The organism is Paenibacillus typhae, assembly GCF_900099765.1.
Classification (GTDB): domain Bacteria; phylum Bacillota; class Bacilli; order Paenibacillales; family Paenibacillaceae; genus Paenibacillus_AQ; species Paenibacillus_AQ typhae.
The window spans coordinates 39,579-62,519 of the sequence record NZ_FNDX01000024.1; the positions used below are offsets into that span (position 1 = coordinate 39,579).

Genomic DNA, 22,941 nt, shown 5'->3' on the forward strand with positions numbered 1-22,941 from the left:
TGTCATCTAACGCTAAAGTTAGATTACCCCGAGTTAGGGGATTACAACCAAAAATACTGTAAATCACTCATGCCTGATCGTATCAGTTACACGTTGGTATTCTGTTGGTCTTTCTTAACAGGGATTAGTTTAGCACCGATAATAAAAGAAAGCAAGCGCAATTTTTATGCATCCACTTATAAATTGCAAAAGCTTCAAGGCCAAGGTTACCGTTGCTGCTCCATATCCGCCTCATCCTCTTTTTTCTGGGCAAGACGCTGCAGATGGATCGTTAAATAGCTGACCTCCGCCGGATAGACAGGAATGCGGACCCGCTGCTCGATAATCTTGGTCAGCTTCCAGGACAGCGAATACATCTCCGGATATTCCCGTTTCATCAGATTATCCAGAGAAGATGTCTCCCGAACCGTTTCCCCGCGGCGCAGCCGTTCCAGTACGAAGCGCAGATGGGTAACCAGACGCGAATAATCCAGCGAATCCCGCGGAATCCGGTAATCCAGATTATCCTCCACAATCGCCACCAGATCTCCGATCAGCAGAGAATGCTCCCGCACCTCGGAAATATGCCTGTTGCTGAGCGCACTCACGATATGCAGCGCCACGAAACCGATCTCATCCGGAGGAAGCGTGACGGCCATCGTCTCATTAATCCGTTTAACCGCATATTCGGCCAGCCTGTATTCTTCCGGATAGATCTCTTTTGTCTCATACAGAAAAGGGTTATGAATGGCGATATTCTGTTCATTGCGCCGGATGGCAAAGGAAATATGGTCGGTCAGGGCAATATGAATATGCTCGTTCAGGGGCTGGTTGCTGCTCTGCATAATATGCAGAACAATCTCCTGTACAACCTCTATCAGTTTCTCGTCCACCTGGGGGACCAACTGCTTATATTGTTCCTGCTCCTCCTGATTGCGGAGAATAAACATCTTCTCTACAGAGGACAGAGTGATCTGGTCACGGCTTTTGCGGTTATACCCGATCCCTTTGCCGATTACAACTACCTCGGCATACTGGGGGTGCTGGGCAATAATAACATTGTTATTGAGTACCTTGGCTACAGTAATGCTGCCCAATTCCGACACCTCTTTTAATTCTGAATACCTGTTGCTTACAAAGCAGCCGTCTGTCATAGCAGCATGCGTAAATTATACTTGAGGTACCATCATAACATCAACATGAGGTTAATAGAAGCGTCCCGGAAGCGGCATTTATTTGACCCGGAAGGTTTTGTATGAATATTTGTAGACCAGGAGAAGCGCAGTGAGCATATAAACAGCTGCAGCCAGAAGCACCAGTATCGCAAATTGCCCGGGGGCGCCCTTAAACTGCATACTGATTACTGCCACCCCCATAATGATGCTGTTGACTATGCTGAAAAAAGGATTTTTCACATTTAATTCGGTACTGTAGGGCTGAAAGATATAATACATAAACAAATGGTGGACGGAGAAAAAAAGAGAGAGGCCCAGCACAGTCGCGCTGTAAATGAGCGAATCCGCCGCACTCCAGCTTTCAGCGGACAGGAAAATCAGCAGATTCACTGCTACGCAGATCGCCGCAGCCGGAATCAGATTAAGACCGCTGATCCGGAGCAGCCGGACGCGGAAATTACTCAGAATAGCGGAGCGGTCACGGTAAAAACCGTAGCGCAGCAGACTAAGGTCACAATTGAAGAACATCGCTTTGCAGACCAGCTCTCCGATGGACGTAAAATTCATCACGATGACAAATACAGGCAAAGCCCTGACCAGATAACTGACCAGCCGGGAAGACAGCTCGGGAGCGGCCAGCTGCAGCAGCAGTCCTGCGGCAAAAAGCACGCCAATGATCATTAGCCGGCGCTGAATCGGCTGCACCAGAAACCGCCTGTGCCGGGAAAAGAAAATCGCATTCAAGTAAGCATAACCGCTCTTTCCGGCGAACTGCTCCGGGCGCAGCTGCTCAGCCGGGAAATCCTTTTCCTTGGTTTCAACCTGCTTCAGATTAGCCTCTTTCATCATCCGTCCCATATCCAGCAGCGGGTCATCTATTTTGGTTACGGCATCTACCGCACTCCGGTACCTAGGGTATTTGACTAAATAAACGGCTCCGATCACTCCGGCAATCAGCGCTGCCAGAACCGCAGGCAGACTCAACAGCACCTCATCCATATTTTGCAGGACACCGCCCGTGTAGAGCGGCAGGAAAGCAAGCAGATACCCAACTCCGACTATTGACCAGACCAGCATGTTCTGTTTGATTACCACAATCTCCTTGCGGTCAAATATTCGCAGATGCACCGCTTCAGCGGCTGTACGCCAAAGCGTCAGCAGCAGTGCCAGCACAAGTCCGTGCCAGAGCGGAGCACCGTAGATACCTGCAAATACCATCATCGCCGGTACAAAATAAATAAAAAAGCTCACTACCCTGAGTCCCATCACGGCATGCATGTACTTATCGGCAGGCATGCGCATCAGCTTGACACAGATATATTTGTCCCGCTTTGGCTCCAGAATCACTGCGTTTGACACCGCGCTGACCCCAAAACTCAGCAGAAGCAGGATGTGCAGATATAAATTGTATTGCTGCGGCTGCGGCAGATCACCGCCGGCAAGTGATACCGGCAGATAGATAATCAGACCCAGATAAGCAAATTTAGTCAGAAAGCCATACAGAATCCGCAGGATAAGCGCTGCGATCGTGAAAGACTTTTTAAGCGTCCGGTTGGAATAGACGTTATCTTTCATCAGGGTGCCCAGCCAGGGAATTCTCATGAAATAGTACATGATCCGGTTGGCGCCGGATACACCCCGGATGTCCATAATCGTATTGAGTGTGCTAAGCATGGCTGTTCCCGTCCTTCAGCAGCGCAATAATCTTCTCCTCAAATTCCGGGCTGCGCAGCAGGTCTGCCGGGATTTCCTGAAGGATACCGTTGTTCAGAATGACCAGCTCGTCACACAGGTCTGCGGCAAGCTGCAGAATATGAGTAGAGAAAATAATAATATGATCCTGCTTCATCTCCCGCAGCAGCTTCTTGATCTCGAGCGCCACAACGACATCGAACGAGGTCAACGGCTCGTCCAGCAGAATCAGCGGCGGCCGGGTGATAATAAAGCACAGCATCTGGATTTTGTTCTTCATCCCGTGGGAATAGCCTTTAATCAGCCGGTGGCGGTCCTCTTCCTCGAAAGAAATAATATTAAAATAATCCTCGGCTGTCCGTCCGGGCTGTATTTTATCCCGGTTGATGTCCATATAGAATTTCACAAACTCATAACCGGTCAGAAACTCCGGGAGAATCGGCAGGGAGAAGACATATCCGATCTCGTTGTCGGTGAGCGGCAGACTGACCTCATTCCTCCTAAGGAAGGCCCCGCCGCTGTCCATCCGGACCTCCCCGCTCAGACAGTTGAACAGTGAGGTTTTGCCTGCCCCGTTACGGCCCAGGAGGCCGTATATTTTCCCCTTTTCAAAAGTGAAATCGACGCCCTTCAGCACTTGTTTATCGTTGTAGCATTTCCTGATGTTGTCCAGTATGAGCTCCATTCCATTCCCCCCAGTCGGTCCCGGTTACTATTAATATCCTGATATAAAAAAGATCAGCACGTCTTCCCGAATTAGAGACGTGCTGATCCTGAATGCTGTCATGCCTGAAAAGCTCGCACAGTCTTAATATGATCCCTTCACAGGCTGAGCCTGTGCAGTCTACTCGTTATGCTCCTTGGCTGCTGCCGGGCTACTCGGCACCACTTGAACCGCGCTTCCTCCGGATGCCGGAACGGCTTTCTGGGTCAACCCCTTGATCAGCGCCTCCACATCAATGCCGGAGACGCTCTTGAGCATTTCCGGAGCGGTGGACATCAGCTGGGTTACATAATTGCTGACCCGGGCCGCCCCTTCGCCATTGCCTGTATCGACAACAGTAAGCTTGTCGATGGAAGCGATTGGCTCGGCAACCTTGCCGGCCAGCTCAGGCAGCATCTTGACGATGATGTCGAGCACCGCCGCCTCGCCGAACTTCTGGAACGCCTCAGCCAGCTTCTCCTTGGCTTCCGCTTCGGCAAGACCCCGCGCCCGGATAACCTCGGCTTCCGCTTTACCTTTGGCCAGCTCGGCATCAGCCATTGCCTGGCCTTCAAGCCGCTTCTGCTCCGAGGTTGCCTGCGCCTGCTTCTCGATGCTGTACTGCAGGGCGTCCGCTTCACGCATCCGTCTGGCCTTATCCGCTTCTGCCGCCTGCTCTACAGCGTAGCGGTCAGCTTCGGCCTTCTTCTTCACTTCGGCATCATACTGCTTCTCGCGGACCTGAATCTCTTTGGCCTGCAGGTCGATTTCGCGCTCCTTGCGGACCAGCTCAACCTTCATCTGCTCCTCAACCACTGTCTGCTTGGCCCGGGCCTCCTGAATGTGGTATGCCTGGTCGGCTTCCGCCTTTGCGGTATCCTGATCGCGCTTAAAGGCCGCGACCTTCAGTTGATTGTCCTTGGAGGCTTCGGCAATGTTCGTGTCGCGCAGCAGCTCCGCCTTCTGCCCCTGCTCCTCGGCATTGGCCTTCTGAATCCGCGCATCCCGCATCGCTTCGGCTTCGGCAATTTCCGCATCGCGCTTAACTGCCGCAATCCGCGGTTTCCCGAGTGCTTCCAGGTATCCGTGCTTGTCACGCACATCCTTGATCGTGAATGAAACGATCTGCAGCCCCATTTTCTTCAGATCGCGCGCTGCAACCCCTTGTACCTCCTGGGCAAACCGGTCACGGTTACGGTATACCTCTTCAACGGTCATCGAGCCGAGAATGGCCCGTAGATGGCCCTCCAGCACTTCCTGGGCCTCACTCTTGAGTGCTTCAATCGGCTTGCCCATGAACTGCTCGGCGGCCGTCGCCACATCCTCGGTCGAGCTGCCGACCTTGATAATCGCCACACCGTCCGCAATAACCGGAACGCCTTGCTCGGTATACACTTCAGGCGTTGTTACATCAAGCTTGTGGGAGAGCAATGACATGAACTCGGCCTTCTGGAACACAGGCAGGATAAACGCTCCGCCACCGCGTACAATCTTGATCTTGCGGCCGGAGCCGTCATCGGAAATGTGGTTTTTGCCGAGGAATGAACCGGTAACGATCATCCCTTCATCCGGTCCGACTGTCTTATAGCGTGCCCAGAATGCAATCCCCAGAACGAAGAGTACAGCTACAACTACTGCAGGAATAAACAAATAATCAGGTACACCGAACATTACACATCCGCTCCTTTTCTCTCTTCAAATTCAGATACCAGTGCGACGCCTTCCCTTACTTCAATCACTACCACCTTGCTGCCGGCAGGCAGGGAGAGCTGTTCAAAGCTCGCTGCCGTATGCAGGCTGTTGCCTGCACCAAATCTTACCATCACCTCGCCGTAGCCTGTCGCTGGAACCGGAACGGTAATTTCTCCGATTCTTCCGGGCAGATCCTGCATCGAGAAGCCCGTAGACACTTCACTTTTATCCATAGGCTTGATAACTGCGAGGAACAGGAGCACCGCCATAAAGGCTGCTATCAGCAGGGACAAGGCAAGAATTGCGCCGTCTTCCAGCCCGCTGTAGCGTGTCAGCAGAACGCCTGCCCCTCCGAAGACGGTGATGCCGCCTGCAAGTACCGTAGGATTCAGAAAATCAAAGGAAACGAGATCAAACACCCCGTCCAGGGCATTCCCGATCAAATCCCCCACCAGCACACTAACCACCGCAAAAATTACGCCCAGCGCCAAACAGCCCAAGTATAGCGTTTGCATAATTTTCTCCTCCCGTCTTGTAGTTACGGACTGTCATACCAGTATAAACGCACAAACCACGTCCTTGGTTTCACAAACTTGGATTTTTATCTCATTAATGGCTCATGTAAGCGTGCCCCTAATGTCATACGCCCTGTCTCTATGATACACTAAGTAGAAACGGAATTGCCGTCCTTATGGGAAGGCGGCAACCGTTTCTGCGAGAAATATAAGGAATATTGATAACGTAAAACATATAAATTCTTATATTTTTATAAAACCGTTAATCGGAACTTTTTTACAATAAAGGCGGGGAAATGGCGATGAGAAATCAGCAGGAAATGATGAGTCTGATTCTGGAAACCGCAGCTGCGGATGAGCGTATCCGGGCGGTCTATATGAACGGTTCGAGAACAAACGTGAATGCGCCGAAGGATATTTTTCAGGATTACGATATTGTATACGTGGTAACAGAGACGGAATCTTTTCTGAAGGATAGGGACTGGACCGGCAGATTCGGTGAGCTGCTCATTATGCAGGAGCCGGACCAAAATGACTGGTTTCCCGGCAGTGTAATCGATGTCAGCCGCAGATACGCTTACCTGATGCTTTTCCGTGACGGTAACCGGATCGATCTTACCCTACTCTCCAGAGATGCTGTAGCGGACGAATACCTTGCTGACAAGCTCACTATTCCTCTCATGGACAAGGACGGCTTTCTGCCTCCCGCTGAGGCGCCAACTGATATGGATTACTGGGTGAAAAAACCATCGGAAGCGCGTTACCTGGGTTCCTGTAATGAATTCTGGTGGTGTCTGCAAAATGTGGCCAAAGGGCTCTGGCGCGACGAACTGCCCTATGCCAAGCACATGTTCGAGCATTATGTAAGGAATGAGCTGGATACCATGATCTCCTGGTGGATCGGTACCCGGCATGATTTTGGCATTTCCACCGGTAAAATGGGCAAATACTTCAAACGCCTGCTTCCGCCGGAGTACTGGAAAATGTATAAACAGACGTATTCTGACGGCAATCCCGGCCATTTTTGGGATGCTGTATTTACTGCCTGTGAGCTGTTCCGGACACTAGCCGCAGATGTGGCAGCGAAGCTGTCCTATACCTATCGTGATCATGAGGACAGGAATATGACGGCTTACCTGCATCAGGTCAGAGCGTTGCCGGCGGATGCCGAAGACATCTGGTAACGATGCAGCCGCAACAAGTAGAAACGGCTTCGCCGTCCTTCAGGAAGGCGGCAACCGTTTCTGCGAGAAATATAAGGATTATTGATAGCGTAGAACATATATATTCTTATATTTTAAACAAGGGGTGTCCCCCGGCCATGGATACGGCCGGGAGACACCCCTGTTCATTGACAGATGCAAGAGAACTAAGACTGTCCCTTACAGTGACATCTTGTAAATTTCTACAACATCCTCACGGTCCAGCTTGCGGAAGTTGCCGAACGGCCCGAAGCGGACCGCCTTGTCGGCCATGCTGCCGATTTCACTGTCGTCGATGTCGTAATCGCCGAGCGTCTTCGGAGCGCCGATGGAATCCCAGAAGCTGCGGAGTGCTTCAATGCCCTCAAGGCCGGCTTCCTCGTCGGTTTTGCCGGAAGCATCCACTCCAAATACATTCACCGCAAGCTGGCGGAAGCGTGCAGGGTTGGTGCTGAGGTTATACTTCATCCACTGCGGGAACAGGATCGCCAGACCGCCGCCATGCGGGATGTCATAAACGGCGGATACAGCATGCTCAATATTGTGTGTGGCCCAGTCCCCGGCGAAGCCCATGCTGACCATGCCGTTCAGCGCCATTGTACCACAATACATAATCGTCTCACGCAGCTCATAATTCTCCAGATCTTCGATCAGCTTCGGCGCTGCTTCGATGACAGTGCGCAGCAGCGCTTCGCAGAAGCCGTCCTGCAGCGGCGTATTGGTATCGGTGTGGAAGTAATGCTCAAGGGTATGGGACATGATGTCTACGATCCCGTATACTGTCTGGTCGCGCGGCAGGGAGAAGGTGTTCACCGGATCAAGAATAGAGAATGCCGGATAGGCGTGAACGCTGCCCCAGCCCATTTTTTCCTTGGTAACTTCGTTGGTGATTACCGAGCCGTTGTTCATTTCCGAGCCCGTTGCTGCCATAGTCAGCACTGTACCCAGCGGAAGGGCACCCTGCGGAGCCGCCTTGCGCTCCACGAAATCCCACATATCCCCGTCATACTTGGCCCCTACAGCTACAGCCTTGGCGCAGTCCAGCACACTTCCGCCGCCCACAGCAAGAATAAGCTCAATGTTATGCTCGCGGCACAGCTCCACACCTTTATGTACAGTCGACAGGCGCGGATTAGGCTCTACACCGGCCAGCTCTGTAACAACAGCACCGGCTGCACTCAGCTCGGCGAGCACATTATCATAAAGACCGCTGCGCTTGATGCTGCCGCCCCCGTACATAAGCAGAACATTCTTGCCGTATTTCGGCACTTCCGTCCGCAGTGCCGGCAGCGTACCTTGTCCAAAAATCAGTTTGGTCGGATTATAAAAATCAAACTTGCGCATATGTCTTAACCTCCATAAATTGAATTCAAATATAGGATGCAGGATTATATTATAGACCTCCGGCGGTCCGCATTCAAATCGGAACTGGAATCATTTCCCTTCCGGTACAGGATAAAGAAATGCCCCGCGCCATCAGAGGCCGGGACATTCCGGTATGCTTGTATTTATTGTGCACCAAAGCTCTGGACGAACCGGCGGAAAGCCGTCTGCCCTTCCGGTGTCCGTTTGTATACTCCGGCATGCTCCAGAATATGCGTGAACTTGATGCCCACCTCGTTCTGGACGGTTTTGACTGCTTCTTCACGGGCAAGATCCGTGCCGAAACGTTCCACCAGCTCGTCAATCCAGAAGGCGTGCAGCGCCAGCGCATGCCCTTCCTCAGTCTTGACCGCCTCAAGCAGCGCCTGATCTCCGGCCAGGATACCGGCCACAGCGTCAAGCTCTTCCTTCAGGCGTCCCGGAAGAATCGCCAGACCCATAACCTCAATCAGGCCGATATTCTCCTTCTTGATATGGTGCATTTCGCGGTGCGGGTGGAAAATCCCTTCCGGATACTCCTCGCTGGTCCGGTTGTTGCGCAGCACCAGATCCATCTCGAAGCCGCCGTCTTCGGACCGGCGCACGATCGGTGTAACCGTGTTGTGCGGTGTCTGCACACCTTCAACGTCGCTGAATGCCAGTACATCGGCTTCAGGATCGCTGTAGCCCTTCCAGGCCTCGTACAGCGCGTTTCCGCATTCGAGCAGTACGGCCGGATCATTGCCGCCAAGACGCAGCACGGACATCGGCCATTTCACGATGCTCAGGCTCACGCCGGGATAAGCAGGATGAGTGTAGCTGTCCTCCTTGGGCGCTTTCTGGATCGGGAATGTATGCCGTCCGCCCTGGAAATGGTCGTGGGTCAGGATGGACCCTCCGACAATCGGCAGATCGGCATTGGAGCCGATGAAATAATGCGGGAACGACTCTACAAAAGACAGCAGCCGCTTCAGCGTATCCTTCGTCAGCTTCATCGGCACATGATCGTGATGAAAAACGATGCAGTGCTCGTTATAGTACACATAAGGAGAGTACTGGAAGAACCATTTTTCCTTGTTCAGCTCAAGCGGAATAATGCGCAGGTTCTGGCGCGGCGGGTGGTTGACCCGGCCGGCATAGCCGACATTCTCGCGGCAGAGCTGGCATTTCGGATAGACCGGCGGCGGCAGCAGCCGGGCCATCGCGATTTCCTTCGGACTTTTCTCCGGCTTGGACAGGTTGATCGTCATCTCGATATCCCCGTACGGCGAATCCTGCAGCCAGTAGACATTCTTGGCGACGCGGTCCATCCGGATATAGTTGGAATCAATACTGAGCTTGTAGAAGCGGTCAGTAGCCGCTGCGATCCCCTGCTCGGCGGCAAGGCTCTTGAATTCGGCATTGACCTCCGACGGCCGGGCCATCAGCAGACCCATGATCTTGGCATCCAGCAGATCGCGGTACGTGTCGGTGTTCTCCGGAATGAGGCCAATCGAGAAGCCGTAGTCAATCAGTGCATCAAGCGGAGCCTGCGGACTTTCCAGCGGAGCTTCGCTGAATGCTCCGGCATATGGCTCGCTGAAGCCGAACTGGTCCAGCAGCTCGTTGCGGCTGTAATCCACATCCGCCGGCTGGATCAGCTGCTGGTGCTGTGCGAACAGGACAAGCTGTTCGATGGCATACAGCGCCTTCTCTGCGGCGGGAGCGGCAGTATTATCGTTAGACATGTTAACTCTCCATTCTCCTTATTCAGGTGTAGCCTCTTGTCTGTATTATTCTCCGTAGCCCTGCGGATTGGCGGAATGCCAGTTCCAGGCACTCTGGATAATTTCTTCAATGTCTGCCTTCTGCGGATTCCAGCCAAGCACCGAGCGGGCTTTGGCCGAGGAAGCCACCAGCACTGCAGGGTCACCGGCGCGGCGTTCCTGGATGACAACCGGGATGTCCCTGCCGGTCACCTTGCGGGCCGATTCAATGACCTGCTTCACCGAAAAGCCAAGTCCGTTGCCGAGGTTGAACACATTGCTGGCACTGCCGCTGCGCAGGTAGGTTACCGCGCGGATATGCGCGTCAGCCAGATCGCTGACATGGATATAGTCACGCACGCAGGTTCCGTCTTCTGTCGGGTAGTCATCGCCGAACACTGCGATGCTCTCGCGCTGTCCAAGCGCGGTCTGCAGCACCAGCGGAACGAGATGGCTCTCCGGACGGTGGTCTTCACCGATCTTGCCGCTGGCATGTGCGCCGGCTGCGTTGAAGTAGCGGAGGGCCACATACTTGATGCCCAGCACTTTGTCGAACCAGGCCATCATGCGCTCCATGGTCAGCTTGGTTTCACCGTAGACATTCGCCGGCTCGGTGCGGTCGCTTTCTTCAATCGGCACCTTCTCAGGTTCGCCGTAGGTTGCCGCTGTGGAGGAGAAGACGATTTTGTCTACACCGGCATGCTGCATGGCTTCCAGAAGACACTGCGTTCCGTACACGTTATTGTCGTAGTATTTAACAGGGTCTTTCATGCTCTCGCCGACAAGGGAGCTGGCTGCGAAGTGGATAACCGCTTCAATATTATTCTCAGAGAAAAGCTTCGCCATCAGCTCTTTGTCACGCAGATCGCCTTCATACAGCTTGCCGCCCAGCAGCGCCTCGCGGTGCCCTGTCAGCAGGTTGTCAATGACTACAACCTCTTCGCCCCGGTCCAGCAGCTCCGCTACCGTGTGTGACCCGATATACCCTGCTCCGCCTGTTACTAAAATTGCCATCTTACTTCACTCCTTCCAGTTCTTCTACACCATTGCCGATGCCGCATACATAAAATTCGCCGGTCAGGCCCGTTCTTGCTTTATAAGCTTCGCCTACCTCGCGGATGAAGCGTTCTACATCGTCTTCATGAACCAGTGATACTGTACATCCGCCAAAGCCCGCACCCGTCATCCGGGAGCCCAGTGTACCTGGAATGCGCTGTGCTTCCTCCACCATGACATCCAGCTCTTCGCAGCTTACTTCGTACAGGTCGCGCAGCGACACGTGGGAGTCGTTCATGAACAGCCCGAACTGCTTCAGATCATTGTTCTTCAGCACTTCTACAGAGTCAAGCACACGCTGGTTTTCTTCCACAACGTGGCGGGCCCGGCGCCGTACAGTCTCGTCGGCGATTTTGTGCTGATGAAGCTCGAACTGCTCAGGCTTCATCTCTGCCAGATACGACAGGGAAGGCACTTCCTGCTTCAGGATCGCCAGCGCTTCTTCACATTGGCTGCGGCGCTCGTTATATTTGGAGTCTACCAGACCTCTCTTTTTGTTCGTATTGCCGATTACCAGCTTGTAGGCTCCGGTTGCAAATGGAACCAGGCTGTATTCCAGTGTGTCACACATCAGGAGGATCGCATGATCACGCTTGCCGTTAGCTACTGCGAACTGGTCCATAATCCCCGAGTTGACGCCGACGTACTGGTTCTCGGCACGCTGGGACAGGAGTGCAATTTCAACCGTGTCGGTATCTCCGCCCAGCAGGGACAGGAAGGCATAGCCTGTAACTACTTCGATGGAAGCGGAGGATGAAAGGCCGGAGCCGTTCGGGATTTCACCGTGGAACAGCAGATCGTAGCCGCCGGAGAGCGGAAGGTTCTTCTTGGCCAGCTCAACCAGAACGCCGACAGGGTAGTCAACCCATTCGCCGGTTTTGGCTTTGCCGATTTCACTGTAGTCAATGGAAGCTGTGTAAGGGAAGTTCGTGGAAGCGAACTGCACCTTGCTGTCGCTGCGCGGACGCACGATCAGGGTTGTTCCGAAATCCAGTGCTGCCGGGAACACATAACCGCCATTGTAGTCCAGATGCTCACCGATCAGATTCACACGGCCCGGAGCGTAGAATACGCGCGCCTCCTCCGTGCTCTCCCCGTATTGCTCGATAAATTTACTGTTAAGTTCCTGTATGCTCATTAATGCCACTCCATCCTTTCGCTGGTTTCACTCTTTGGTCTTAGGTTCTGTTGCTTGCGTCCTTTATGGTTACATTATAATAAAATCAGACTTGCCCTGATAATGCAATCATGTGTGTAATGTATGGATAAATGTGACTTTGCGCGTTATACTTTGATCAGGCTAGGCTTCAGGTTCTGAAGCCGCCTCCCTGCGCGCAGGGCATTGACAGCGTTAACTCAAGGAAAGGATCTGTCAGCGTGGAACATACCTATTCCGTAGGATCAAACCCCGTATATTACGATAAGCAGAATCTGCATGTGCTGTTTGCCGGCGAGAGCCAGACCCTGCCGGTCCATCAGGCAGGACCCAAAATCTACGATTATTATCTGCTTCACTTCATTGAATCCGGCTATGGCCAGTTCACTACCGAGCACCGTAAATATTCGCTGGGCCCGGGCGACTGCTTCCTGATCCACCCCGGCCAGCTCGTCAGCTATGTCTCGGACCGGCAGCAGCCCTGGCGGTACCGCTGGGCGGCTTTTACCGGGGCTGATGCCGATGCCCTTGTGCTTCAGGCAGGCTTCGCGCCGCAGCAGCCGGTGCTTCAGACCGCAGAAGGAACCGTATTCCCCACGGCGCTTGCCGGGATGATGCAGGCTTTCTATGCCAATAAAGAAAGCGCACATCTCACTTCCCTCGGCTACCTGTACCTTGTCATCGGAGAAGCCGCCGAACGGCATCTCTCCGCATCACGGCTGCCGGGCGCGGAATCTCAGGTCAAGCGCACCGTGAAGCAGATGATTCATTATATGGCTTCCCAATATGCCCACCCGGTATCCATTGAACAAATGTGCGGCAGCCTGGGGTACAACCGGGCTTACCTGTCACGGATTTTCAAGCAGGAGACCGGCCTTTCGCCGGTCACTTACCTGCTCAAGCTGCGTATTGAGAAATCACGCCAGCTGCTGCGCGAACGCCCCGAGCTGTCCGTCGAGCAGGTAGCCGCTTCGGTAGGACTGACCGATGCGCTCTATTTCTCCCGCCAGTTCAAGCGGTTCTGCGCCCAGTCCCCTACTGCCTACCGACTGGCAACAGCCAGACCCGGGGAGAAGTAGACGAAGTTCCTCCCCGGCGGGGTCCGGCATAAGCTGGCTGCTCTTAGGCTTTTCTGCCAGCTTCATCTTTATGTAAACCGACAGCCCGTATCCTTTCTGGAAACGGGCTGTCGGGGTTCCTCAGCTGTATCTAAACAGCACTCTACATAACTATATGGCTGTACTGCATTTCAACTTCTGCATATGTTCTGCACATGCTTCATTGTATTCTGCGCCGTTTAGCTGATGATGGATCTTTTTGGACTTACGAAGCTTATAAATTTCACAGGAGTGATTCAACAAGGCTTTCGCTAATCAAACTAAGTGGAAAATCGCCAGCTAATTCCGGGATAACTACTGCTGCGAAGAATCTAGTTGGAAAATTGCAGCTTAAAGATACACTTTTCGCCCCAAACGGCAGTTTCGGCCTAAAATAAGATACGATTTTCCACCTAATTATTAGAAATGCTTGTGAACAGCCAAATTAGGTGGCGAAAATCCAACTAAGTACCGGGCTCCCAGCTTATCAGCTGAACTTTGAAAGAACGCACCAACTCCACCGGCTGGCTCCTCAAACCTCACTCTCAGTCTTCAGGATTGTGTCAATCCGGTCCAGCTCCTCGCTAGAGAAGGCCGGGTGGGACAGGCAGGCGATGTTCTCCTCAATCTGGCTGATCCGGCTGGCCCCGATCAGTGCCGAGGTCACCTTGCCCTCCCGCAGGGTCCACTGGAGTGCAAGCTGTGCCAGGCTCTGGCCGCGCGTGACAGCCAGCTGGTTAAGAGCGCGGATCTTGCGCTGCACCTCAGGCGTGATCCCGCTCTCATCCAGCGCCGCAGACGGGCCGGCTGCCCGTGAATCCGAGGGGATGCCGTTAAGGTATTTGCTCGTCAGCAGGCCCTGCGCCAGCGGAGTGAAGGCGATCGTGCCAACTCCATTGTCTTCAAGCACCTGCTGCAGCTCGCCTTCAATCCAGCGGTCCAGCATGGAATAGCGCGGCTGGTGTATCAGCAGCGGCGTACCCAGCTCCTTCAGAATACGGATCGCCTCAAGCGTCTGTTCCGCTGTATAGTTGGATAATCCGATGTAAAGCGCCTTACCTGAGCGGACGGCATAGTCCAGCGCTCCATTGTTTCTTCCAGCGGGGTCTCCGGGTCCGGGCGGTGGGAGTAGAAGATATCAACATAGTCGAGCCCGAGCCGCTTCAGGCTCTGATCCAGACTGGCAAGCATGTATTTCCGCGAGCCCCAGTCACCATACGGCCCCGGCCACATATAATATCCCGCCTTGGTGGAAATGATCATTTCATCGCGGTAAGCGGAAAGATCACGGCTGAGCACTTTGCCGAACAGCTCCTCTGCCGAGCCCGGGGGCGGACCGTAATTATTCGCCAGGTCAAAATGGGTAATGCCGAGATCAAACGAGCGGGTAATCATTTCCCGGCCGTTCTCATAGGTATTGATTCCGCCAAAGTTATGCCACAGCCCCAGCGATATTGCCGGCAGCTTAAGGCCTGACCTGCCCGAGCGGTTGTAATGCATTCCTTCATACCGTTCTTCGCTAGCCACATATACCATTGCTGATCCCTGCCTCTCGCTAACCTCTATGGGTTATCTACCCTAATTTAAACCTGGCGGTGACGTTATAATCTGCCGCTCACGGAATTGCGGTTCACAGCTGCTCCATTACCCTTCCCATAACCTCCCCGATCCGATCGGTAATAATCAGATCTGCCCGGTGGTCATAAGGAGTCGGCTCCCCGTTCAGCAGAACGGTATGGCGCCCGTGGAAATAGGTAACTAGGCTCGCTGCCGGCTGTACTGTCAGCGAGGTGCCTCCGATAATCAGCAGGTCGGCAGCAGCGATTGCTGCAACAGATCCGATCAGCACATCATGATCCAGCTCTTCTTCATACAGCACCACATCCGGCTTGATGATGCCGCCGCAAGCTTCACAGCGAGGCACCCTTTCCGCCGAGCCTGTAACGGACTCCAGGGAATAGAAGCGGCCGCAGCCCATACAGTGGTTGCGGTGAACCGAGCCGTGAAGCTCAAATACGGCACGGCTCCCGGCCTTCTGATGCAGGCCGTCGATATTCTGCGTAATGACCGCCTTCAGCTTGCCCTGGCCTTCTAGCTCGGCAAGCAGCAGATGGGCGCCGTTCGGGGCAGCCTCCGGGTGAAGCATTTTGCTGCGGTAAAAATCAAAAAAAATGTCCGGAGAGGACATAAAAAACCGGCGGCTGAGCATTACCTCAGGCGGATAAGGGGAGTTATGCTCATTCTGATACAGCCCGGCCGCAGAGCGGAAATCGGGAATCCCGCTTTCCGTAGAGGTTCCGGCCCCGCCGAAAAATACAATATTCCCGCTGTTCTTAATCCAGGAAACCAGTGTCTGCACTTGATCCATACGCTGCGCACGCATCCTTTCTCCAAACAGAATTCAACCCGTAATGCGAAGCTGATGATAGCCTGTAATAATGACATCTGCATCCAGCAGATGGCCTGCGGCTCCATCCGGCGAGATTCCGACGGACAGCCGCAGGCCGGCCCCTTTACCGAGCTGCATATCGGCGTTGCTGTCACCTATAATCACGGTGTTCTCCGGCAGAACCCCCAGTTCACGGCAAGCCGTCTCCGCCATTTCGGGCGCCGGCTTGCCCTGACGTACACGGTCTCTTGTCACCACCGTCTGAAAAAAACCTGCGATACCCATCCATTCCAGCTGCTCGCCGGTTGTGCGGTCTCCGTCCGAGGTAACAACGCCCAGCTTCAGCTGAGCGGCTGAACACTGCTGCAGAAACAGCAGCAGCCCCGGCAAAGGTACAGCGGTACGGCGGGCACGCAGCGTGTTCATCGCCTCCTTAACGATGGCGTTAACCCGGGCCAGCGCTTCATTCCAGGGAACGCCGGCCCCGTAGAGATGCCAGGCCAGTATGCCTGTTGTCTCTTCGGCGGTCGCCATCGCCAGCGGCCCGGCCGGGTCATAGCCGGTCAGTCTGCCATCAGCGCCGTGGCGGGTCCCGAGTACACGGGACAGATCCGGCAGGCGGCTGCCCCCCCCTATAAGCGCCAGCTGGTTGTCCAGCTCCTGCAATACCAGCTCTGCCCAGGCTCCCCATGTCGCGAGCAGGTCCAGCAGAGTTCCGTCCTTGTCAAATAATATACACTGGCAGGGTACAGCCAGATGATTAACATGCAGCTGCGGCATCATCCGCCTCCTCTCGTTGCTTATACATCAGCGCAGGTTGCCCAGCCAGTCCAGCATGGCCCGCGCGGTGCGGCTCTGCTGCTCTTCTTCCGTGATGGAAGCTTCCCCGTCCCCCTTCTGCGGGCCATAGCTTCCAAACTGGGCGTGATTTCCGCCCTCAATTGACAGATAAACGGTATTGCCGGGCAGGTAGCTGCGGCCTTCATTGTATTTCTCCCTGTCGACCACCGTATCTGCCGTACCAAGCACGGACAAGACAGACAGTGTCGTGTCCTTCAGGCCGCCCTTCTCATCCGGGTACGAGGCGAGGTAAAAGACCCCCTCGAGCTGATCCGCATGCTCTGCCGCATATCGCGATGCCATAACGCCGCCCAGCGAGTGGCCGCCGATCACGAAAGACTGCTCCGGATGCCCGCTGATAATCTCCTCTGCCGCATCTCCCTTAATAATGGCCAGATTCAAAGGCATCCTGGCTATGTAGAACGGGTGCCCTGCGGTGGCAATTCGTTTGGCCAGAGGCGCGTAAGCCTCCGCTTCCACAAGCGCACCCGGATAAAAAATAACGGCAGTACCGCTTGCGACCGCCGGCTCAAAGGAAATCCAGCCGTCATTCTGTTCTACAGTGACCCCTCCGGCGGAGAGCATTGCCGTTTCGGCATTCTGCTCCGGCTCATACGGTGTCAGGTAATTCCACATCAGCAATCCGGCAACTACCAGAAGGACTGCAAGTGATAGGAGAGCCCTGCGTCTGTTTATTATTTTCTTCATATAGATTCACTCCCGAGTACTGCATACAAAAAATTATAGAGGAATCAAAGAAATCAAACAACCTTCAACATATCGCCACAAATACCGCCCCTGATAGCGCTTTCCATTGTGATTGAATTCACAATAATGAGCTCCAAAAAGATGTATTTTAAAATTAAATTAAAAACTTTTGCATTGTGCAACTTTTGGGGGTTAAACCATGGAGAGGGAGAATACGCTGGAGGCGCGCGGAGAAACCTTTTTTCTTAACCTGCGCTTCATGCTTATCGTCACCGTATTTGCCGGTAATGCAATCGAACCGTTAATCAGCAGAATGAGCGGAATGCACGGGCTATATATGTGGATTTTCAGCTTTCATATGCCGTTGTTCGTGCTGGTAACCGGGTATTTTGCCAGAAAAAGCCTTACCGGAGGCGCGGGCCGCAAGGTACTCCTGCAGATCGGCATGCAATACCTGATATTTCAGACCCTCTATTCAGCACTGGATGTTTCCCTTTTTCAGGTAGACGGCATTCATCATTCCGTATTCGCACCCTATCTCCTCCTGTGGTTTCTGGCCAGCCATGCCTGCTGGCGTCTCTTGATGCTCGGAATGGGCAAATGGTCCGCACCTGCACAAATCGCTTTTGCTGTAACGGCCGGCGTGGCTGTCGGCTATCTGCAGGTTGACGGGGTCTGGTTCAGCATCAGCCGCACCTTTGTCTATCTGCCTTATTTCGTAATCGGCTATCATTTCTCTTTCGGTGCCTTCACCAGGCTGTACCGCAAATCTATCAAAACAGCCGCAGCCGCTGCCTCGGTGCTGTTCCTGGCCGTTCTGGCTGCGTCAAGTCCCGAGCTTCCGCTCGGCTGGCTGTACGGCAATATGACCTACATGCAGCTTGGCGCTGGCGAATGGTATGCAGGTGTATACCGGCTGGCGCTGTACGCGGTGCAGATTGCCGCATCCCTTGCTTTTCTCGGGCTCGTGCCCTACGGTGTGAGCCGGATGACCGACTGGGGCCGCCGCACCCTGTATGTCTTTCTGCTGCACGGCTTCATTGTACGGCTAGCTGCAGTCTCCGGAATTTACAGCTATCTCGGGAATACCGCAGGAGCCCTTCTGCTGCTGCTCGCAGCCGTTCTCTGCACGGTGCTGCTGGCCCAGCCGGCAGTCAAGCGGTGGCTGCATCCGCTGGTTGAACCGCCGGTGGGCTGGATGATTACCCTGCAGCGTGCTGCGCTGCGGCGCACACCCTGAGCTTTCCTGCAATTAAACGCAAACGCCCTGCTCCGGAGTGGTTATCACTCGTGAAGCAGGGCGTTTGCGTTTTTCAGGCCAGAACCTCATCTTCCTGAGCCAGTGTATACCTGACCTTCATCATAATGTGCTGGTCATAGTCGCCGAACTGGCGGCCAAACAGGTTCAGCCCGCCCTGATGAACCGCATCAGGTCTGATTCCAATCCGCAGCCGCAGCTTGGGGTTCCCTTCCAGCTGAAGATCCTTTAGGGTGGTCTCTGATACCTTTTCCATATCAAGTGTAGTCTTCTCGTGGTCCACCCGCCAGGACTTCAGGAAGCCGTATTGTGTGGAGCCATCCCACCACCAGTTAGGATTCAGCCTGCCGCGCCGGTCACCGAAATCACCGGGACTGGTCCACATGCCGATCTCTGTACCGTTGACCCACACCGATATATTGGACGGCCAATCCTGGTCATAATTTGGTGCTTCCGAGCACATCTCCATCGACAGCTCAAGGCTCTGGATCTGCGCCCCGGCAGGAAGATCCATGGGCATCAGATACTCCAGAAATCCCCGGCGCAGCCAGATCAGCTGGGCGTTAACATGCTTGGGATGATAGAAGCTGGCCGGCTCATCTTCCTTGATTATAAGGCCCTCACTGTTCGCCATGCCGCAGGTCGGTGATACCTCACAATCACTATAATGGCCGACCGGCATCTCCATCTCATACACATATTCTGCACCGCCACCCGTTGTCTTTTTCGCATTGAGGGCAATATGAACATCATCGTAGTTCCTGCTGCACACCTTCATTGCGCCACGGGATGCGGGAAGCAGCTCCGTATGAATCAGCCCGGCGGCCTCCAGGACTTTGATATTGCTGGCTACTGTTGAGACCGGGAGCTTCAGCTTGTCCGCAATTTCAATAATATTTAGGTTTCTGGTGTTCAAGAGCCGGAGAATATCAACCCTGGAGCGCGTTGATAAGGCATGGGTTACCGTGACCAGCCTTTCCGGGTCGTCAAAGCTAAGTTCCAGCACAGGTTCAGCTCTCCTTATATCCTGATTAGATATATTTATAGTACTTCCTAACCTTTTGAAAAACAATTACTGTGAGCACCCTGTTTATTCACAAATGGCTCCCGGAAATCCGGAAGCCACCCTCGGTTCAGCTGTGTTTTTGTATCTAATCCGCCGGCTTGATATCAATAAAGTCAATCTCCCCGTAGCCGTCACCCTTCGTGAAGCGGAGGATATTGGTTCCTGCATTCAGCTGAATGCGGGCTGTGGACAGCCCCCAGTTCTCCCAGCCTTTGTTAGTGATATTGAAATGGCTGGACGCGCCTGAATTCACACTGAGCAGTAAATGGGACCAGCCGCCGCCTGCCGTGCCGTTAGCGGTCCGGGCCAGAAGGATATATTGTCCCGCTTCTTCCGCATTAACTGAAAATTCCACATAGCTCTCCGGCGTATCAATATGTCCTGCCTTCATTCCACCCGAACCATTCGGGCTGGAAGATGCATAAGCTGCGCCGCCAAAAGCGGCTTCTTCACCTTCATAACGCTGATGTTCCGCTTCCCCCGAAGGCAGAGTTAACGGAAGATCGGGATCAGCCGGAATGCCGAAGGCTGGTGTATTGTCTGCGTTCCAGCGAAACGGCTGCATCCGTACCTCGCGGTTCCATCCGGCACCGCTGTATTTGGCAACATGATACATGATCCAGTCCTCCCGGCCGTCGGGCGACTTCGTAAACGAATGATGGCCCGGCCCGTACAGCCCGTTCCCTGAGCTAAAGAGCGGCTGGCTGCGCTTGTTCCAGGATGCCGGATTCAGCAGGTCAGCGGAAATGTCCGCCGTGATCAGCCCCAGGCAATAATCGTCAGTCCAGCTTCCGCTGGCCGAATAGACCAGACTGATGATGTTCCCATGTATAATCACCTGCGGCCCTTCATTCACGTACGGAGAATGGTTTGTCTCCCAGCTGTATGTTGGCCTGGCAATCTCCACCCGTTCAGAATCGATGCTCCACGGATTGCTCATGTGGGCGATGTAGAGATTCTGCCGCACGTTCACATCACCTTCCCAGCCGGACCAGATAAAATACAATTCCTCACCCGCCTGCAATACAGTACCGTCAATCGCCCACTTATCGGAGGGATCTGTGATCTGGCCTTTGTATTGCCAGATTCCCTCCAGCGGATCAGCTGCAGTACTCTCCATCACATGCATCCGGTGATTTACATTGTCACCATCGTCCATCGCGTAGTAGATATACCAGGCCCCGTTCAGATAATGCAGCTCAGGCGCCCAAATATTGCTGCCTCCGGTATTGATAACCTTGACTTGTCCTGCATCAATGGTTGTAAGCTGCGCCGACTTCCAGAGGGTCACATTGCCTCCGGTTGTTTTGGTGAAATAATAGAAGCCGTCTGTATGCTTGTAGACCCACGGGTCGGCCCCGTCCTGCATGATTACATTATAAAAATCATTATGACTGGACACCTTATGACCCACCTTTCCCATTGTTAAAACGAGCAGTACACCTATGGCCAGCACACTAACAGCAGGCAGCCAGATGTACCGGGCCTTCACTTTCATAACCAGTCACACTCCTTTCGGGTGATTAGTTACTGGAGTTCCGGCTAGTCTTCGATTGCCGCTTTGCGCCCGTTGATCCGGCGGATGACCTCAGGAGCAAATTTCGGCTGCCTGTCATAGGTATACAGCCCGTTCACTTCCTGCTCTACGTCGTACAACTGGGTGTAGCAGAAGCCGAACATCATCGGGTGGTCCAGCAGCACATCGGTTAATCCGGCGTAACGCGCAAGGAACGCCTCCTCTGACGCCGGACGGTCGCCGTACCCCCAGGACTTCTCATCCAGCTGCTGCGGGTTCCACCAGATTCCGCCGTACTCGCTGATGAAATAGGGCTGGCCTGCATAGGTCTGCCGGTCAGGGAAGGTATTAAATACCTCGCCGCCGTCCTTCATCGGCTCGTATCTGGCCCGGAACGTCTCCGGATTCTGGTCATAGTCATGCAGATCAAATATATCCGTTACCACATGGAAGTTACCGCTGGTATCAATTACCGGACGCGTAGGGTCCATCTGTTTCGATACCTCATATACGAGCTGCAGGACGTCATTATGCTGCTTGACTCCATCCCGGTCCCACGTCTCGTTGAACGGGCACCAGCCGATCAGTGCAGGATGATTGAAATCCCGCTGCATTCCTTCAAGCCACTCGGGCAGGAACTGTGATACCGCTTCTGCGGTGGTAATATTAAGCCCCCAGTTCGCATGCTCGCCCCAGACAAGATAACCGAGCCGGTCAGCCCAGTACAGGAACCGCGGCTCGAACATCTTTTCATGCAGCCTGGCACCGTTGAAGCCGAGTCCCAGGGAAATTTCAATATCCCTGCGCAAATCTTCATCGCTTGGAGCAGTATAGATTCCGTCAGGGTAGAAGCCCTGATCCAGAACCAGACGCTGGAAGACCGATTTACCGTTGATCCGGAAGGCCATTCCGTCCAGGCGGACCGTTCTCAGGCCGAAATAGGAATCAACCGCATCACACTCCTGCCCTTCGTACTGCAGCGACAGCTTCAGCTCGTAGAGCTTCGCATTACCGGGCTCCCATAAGTGAACCTCAGAGAGCGGAAGCGTCAGTCTGACGGACGGTCCCGATACGAGGGCACTGGCCACCCCGGCTGCCGCGCCGGCAAACTGTGCGGCAGCGCTGACCCGGCCACCCGCAGCATTTCCGCTGATGTTAACCTCAAGATGTACACAGGCGTTGTCCGGGTCAGGTATGATTTTCATATCCGATAAATGCTTGTCGGCCACATGCTCAAGCCAGACCGTCTGCCAGATTCCGGTGGTACGCGTATAATCACAGCCGTGCGAATGAAACAGCTCCGACTGTTTGCCGCGCGGCTGACGGCCCGAGCGGACGTCGTCCTCTGCATTCACAGTAATCAGATTAATGCCTGGAACAATAAGGGCAGTAATATCGAAGCTGAACGGAGTGTAACCGCCACGGTGACTGCCTACAGATACTCCGTTCACCCATACCTCTGCTTTATAATCGACAGCGCCAAAATGGAGCAGCGTCCGGCCGTCACTCCAGTCTTCCGGCAGGGTGAACTCACGTTTATACCAGACGGCTGCCATAAAATCTGTGTATTCCACACCGGACAGCTTGCTTTCCGGACAGAAGGGAACGGTGATCTGCCCGGACAGGTCATGGCTGCTGCCTTGTAATCCGCGTTCTCTGCCGCTTTTGCCATGGTCAATTTCAAACTGCCACCGGCCGTTCAGATTGATCCACTCCGGTCTGACCCACTGGGGGCGGGGATATTCAGGGCGGGGAAGAGCAGATAAATGTGACATTGTATAACTCCTTTG

Annotated in this window: 18 protein-coding genes and 1 pseudogene; 3 read left to right on the forward strand and 16 right to left on the reverse strand. The window is 53.9% G+C overall.

Annotated elements, in window-relative coordinates:
- Window positions 1–206: 206 nt before the first annotated feature.
- From glcT to BLR64_RS18495, 5 genes are all read right to left on the reverse strand, one after another.
- Complete coding sequence (glcT, locus tag BLR64_RS18475) at window positions 207–1,076, reverse strand: glucose PTS transporter transcription antiterminator GlcT (RefSeq protein WP_090716362.1); 870 nt, start codon at window positions 1,074–1,076, stop codon at window positions 207–209.
- Between the two features lie 135 nt (window positions 1,077–1,211).
- Window positions 1,212–2,828, reverse strand: coding sequence for a hypothetical protein (locus BLR64_RS18480; RefSeq protein ID WP_090716364.1), 1,617 nt, complete (start codon window positions 2,826–2,828; stop codon window positions 1,212–1,214).
- Window positions 2,821–3,531, reverse strand: a complete 711-nt coding sequence (locus BLR64_RS18485; protein ID WP_090716366.1) for an ABC transporter ATP-binding protein — start codon at window positions 3,529–3,531, stop codon at window positions 2,821–2,823. The genes BLR64_RS18480 and BLR64_RS18485 overlap by 8 nt, the downstream gene beginning before the upstream one ends.
- A 159-nt stretch (window positions 3,532–3,690) precedes the next feature.
- On the reverse strand, window positions 3,691–5,220 hold the full coding sequence (locus BLR64_RS18490; RefSeq protein ID WP_090716367.1) for a flotillin family protein: 1,530 nt from the start codon (window positions 5,218–5,220) through the stop codon (window positions 3,691–3,693).
- The gene (locus BLR64_RS18495; protein ID WP_090716369.1) at window positions 5,220–5,756 is read right to left on the reverse strand and encodes an NfeD family membrane protein; all 537 of its coding nucleotides are present in this window, start codon (window positions 5,754–5,756) and stop codon (window positions 5,220–5,222) included. Before BLR64_RS18495 ends, BLR64_RS18490 begins: the two co-directional genes overlap by 1 nt.
- Before the next feature lie 302 nt (window positions 5,757–6,058).
- On the opposite strand from BLR64_RS18495, the gene BLR64_RS18500 reads away from it, so the two are divergent.
- A complete protein-coding gene (locus BLR64_RS18500) occupies window positions 6,059–6,940 on the forward strand; it encodes an aminoglycoside 6-adenylyltransferase (RefSeq protein WP_090716371.1) in 882 nt (293 codons plus the stop codon).
- A gap of 198 nt (window positions 6,941–7,138) precedes the next feature.
- Here BLR64_RS18500 and BLR64_RS18505 read toward each other — a convergent pair whose 3' ends face one another.
- The 4 genes from BLR64_RS18505 to BLR64_RS18520 all read right to left on the reverse strand — a co-directional run bounded on the left by BLR64_RS18505 (window position 7,139) and on the right by BLR64_RS18520 (window position 12,259).
- Complete coding sequence (locus tag BLR64_RS18505) at window positions 7,139–8,302, reverse strand: iron-containing alcohol dehydrogenase (RefSeq protein WP_090716372.1); 1,164 nt, start codon at window positions 8,300–8,302, stop codon at window positions 7,139–7,141.
- A 164-nt stretch (window positions 8,303–8,466) separates the two neighbouring features.
- Window positions 8,467–10,047: a UDP-glucose--hexose-1-phosphate uridylyltransferase gene (locus BLR64_RS18510; RefSeq protein ID WP_090716374.1), complete on the reverse strand. Its 1,581-nt coding sequence runs from the start codon at window positions 10,045–10,047 to the stop codon at window positions 8,467–8,469.
- 45 nt (window positions 10,048–10,092) lie between these two features.
- Window positions 10,093–11,079, reverse strand: coding sequence for a UDP-glucose 4-epimerase GalE (gene galE / locus BLR64_RS18515; RefSeq protein ID WP_090716376.1), 987 nt, complete (start codon window positions 11,077–11,079; stop codon window positions 10,093–10,095).
- Between the two features lies 1 nt (window position 11,080).
- Window positions 11,081–12,259, reverse strand: coding sequence for a galactokinase (locus BLR64_RS18520; RefSeq protein ID WP_090716378.1), 1,179 nt, complete (start codon window positions 12,257–12,259; stop codon window positions 11,081–11,083).
- A 239-nt stretch (window positions 12,260–12,498) separates the two neighbouring features.
- Here BLR64_RS18520 and BLR64_RS18525 point away from each other — a divergent pair, with 239 nt between their 5' ends.
- Window positions 12,499–13,356: an AraC family transcriptional regulator gene (locus tag BLR64_RS18525; protein ID WP_090716379.1), complete on the forward strand. Its 858-nt coding sequence runs from the start codon at window positions 12,499–12,501 to the stop codon at window positions 13,354–13,356.
- 550 nt (window positions 13,357–13,906) lie between these two features.
- Here BLR64_RS18525 and mgrA read toward each other — a convergent pair.
- From mgrA to BLR64_RS18545, 4 genes and pseudogenes are all read right to left on the reverse strand, one after another.
- Window positions 13,907–14,910 (reverse strand): annotated as a pseudogene (gene mgrA, locus BLR64_RS18530) (L-glyceraldehyde 3-phosphate reductase).
- A gap of 94 nt (window positions 14,911–15,004) precedes the next feature.
- A complete protein-coding gene (locus BLR64_RS18535) occupies window positions 15,005–15,742 on the reverse strand; it encodes an NAD-dependent protein deacylase (protein ID WP_090716420.1) in 738 nt (245 codons plus the stop codon).
- Window positions 15,743–15,775: 33 nt separating this feature from the next.
- Window positions 15,776–16,546 carry an HAD family hydrolase gene (locus BLR64_RS18540; RefSeq protein ID WP_425262170.1) on the reverse strand — a complete coding sequence of 257 codons (771 nt, stop codon included), beginning with the start codon at window positions 16,544–16,546 and terminating at the stop codon, window positions 15,776–15,778.
- 24 nt (window positions 16,547–16,570) lie between these two features.
- Window positions 16,571–17,311 (reverse strand): alpha/beta hydrolase, encoded by a 741-nt coding sequence (locus BLR64_RS18545; RefSeq protein ID WP_090716383.1) that lies wholly within the window; start codon window positions 17,309–17,311, stop codon window positions 16,571–16,573.
- 199 nt (window positions 17,312–17,510) lie between these two features.
- On the opposite strand from BLR64_RS18545, the gene BLR64_RS18550 reads away from it, so the two are divergent.
- Complete coding sequence (locus tag BLR64_RS18550) at window positions 17,511–18,551, forward strand: acyltransferase family protein (protein WP_090716385.1); 1,041 nt, start codon at window positions 17,511–17,513, stop codon at window positions 18,549–18,551.
- 73 nt (window positions 18,552–18,624) lie between these two features.
- On the opposite strand, the gene BLR64_RS18555 is transcribed toward BLR64_RS18550, so the two are convergent.
- The 3 genes from BLR64_RS18555 to BLR64_RS18565 form a co-directional block, all read right to left on the reverse strand.
- Entirely contained in the window at window positions 18,625–19,575 is a 951-nt protein-coding gene (locus BLR64_RS18555) for an ArsR/SmtB family transcription factor (RefSeq protein WP_090716387.1), read from the reverse strand.
- A 145-nt stretch (window positions 19,576–19,720) separates the two neighbouring features.
- Window positions 19,721–21,133, reverse strand: coding sequence for a family 43 glycosylhydrolase (locus BLR64_RS18560; protein WP_090716388.1), 1,413 nt, complete (start codon window positions 21,131–21,133; stop codon window positions 19,721–19,723).
- 44 nt (window positions 21,134–21,177) lie between these two features.
- Complete coding sequence (locus BLR64_RS18565) at window positions 21,178–22,926, reverse strand: glycoside hydrolase family 2 protein (RefSeq protein WP_090716390.1); 1,749 nt, start codon at window positions 22,924–22,926, stop codon at window positions 21,178–21,180.
- Between the last annotated feature and the right edge of the window lie 15 nt (window positions 22,927–22,941).

Excerpts from the sequence above, each read along its gene's own strand:
- BLR64_RS18520 (WP_090716378.1), bottom strand. The coding sequence starts at position 12,259 with ATGAGCATACAGGAACTTAACAGTAAATTTATCGAGCAATACGGGGAG.
- BLR64_RS18565 (WP_090716390.1), bottom strand. The coding sequence starts at position 22,926 with ATGTCACATTTATCTGCTCTTCCCCGCCCTGAATATCCCCGCCCCCAG.
- BLR64_RS18560 (WP_090716388.1), bottom strand. The coding sequence starts at position 21,133 with ATGAAAGTGAAGGCCCGGTACATCTGGCTGCCTGCTGTTAGTGTGCTG.
- BLR64_RS18545 (WP_090716383.1), bottom strand. The coding sequence starts at position 17,311 with ATGAAGAAAATAATAAACAGACGCAGGGCTCTCCTATCACTTGCAGTC.
- BLR64_RS18500 (WP_090716371.1), top strand. The coding sequence starts at position 6,059 with ATGAGAAATCAGCAGGAAATGATGAGTCTGATTCTGGAAACCGCAGCT.
- BLR64_RS18480 (WP_090716364.1), bottom strand. The coding sequence starts at position 2,828 with ATGCTTAGCACACTCAATACGATTATGGACATCCGGGGTGTATCCGGC.
- BLR64_RS18535 (WP_090716420.1), bottom strand. The coding sequence starts at position 15,742 with ATGGATCAAGTGCAGACACTGGTTTCCTGGATTAAGAACAGCGGGAAT.
- BLR64_RS18495 (WP_090716369.1), bottom strand. The coding sequence starts at position 5,756 with ATGCAAACGCTATACTTGGGCTGTTTGGCGCTGGGCGTAATTTTTGCG.
- BLR64_RS18550 (WP_090716385.1), top strand. The coding sequence starts at position 17,511 with ATGGAGAGGGAGAATACGCTGGAGGCGCGCGGAGAAACCTTTTTTCTT.
- BLR64_RS18540 (WP_425262170.1), bottom strand. The coding sequence starts at position 16,546 with ATGATGCCGCAGCTGCATGTTAATCATCTGGCTGTACCCTGCCAGTGT.
- galE (WP_090716376.1), bottom strand. The coding sequence starts at position 11,079 with ATGGCAATTTTAGTAACAGGCGGAGCAGGGTATATCGGGTCACACACG.
- BLR64_RS18485 (WP_090716366.1), bottom strand. The coding sequence starts at position 3,531 with ATGGAGCTCATACTGGACAACATCAGGAAATGCTACAACGATAAACAA.
- BLR64_RS18505 (WP_090716372.1), bottom strand. The coding sequence starts at position 8,302 with ATGCGCAAGTTTGATTTTTATAATCCGACCAAACTGATTTTTGGACAA.
- BLR64_RS18490 (WP_090716367.1), bottom strand. The coding sequence starts at position 5,220 with ATGTTCGGTGTACCTGATTATTTGTTTATTCCTGCAGTAGTTGTAGCT.
- BLR64_RS18510 (WP_090716374.1), bottom strand. The coding sequence starts at position 10,047 with ATGTCTAACGATAATACTGCCGCTCCCGCCGCAGAGAAGGCGCTGTAT.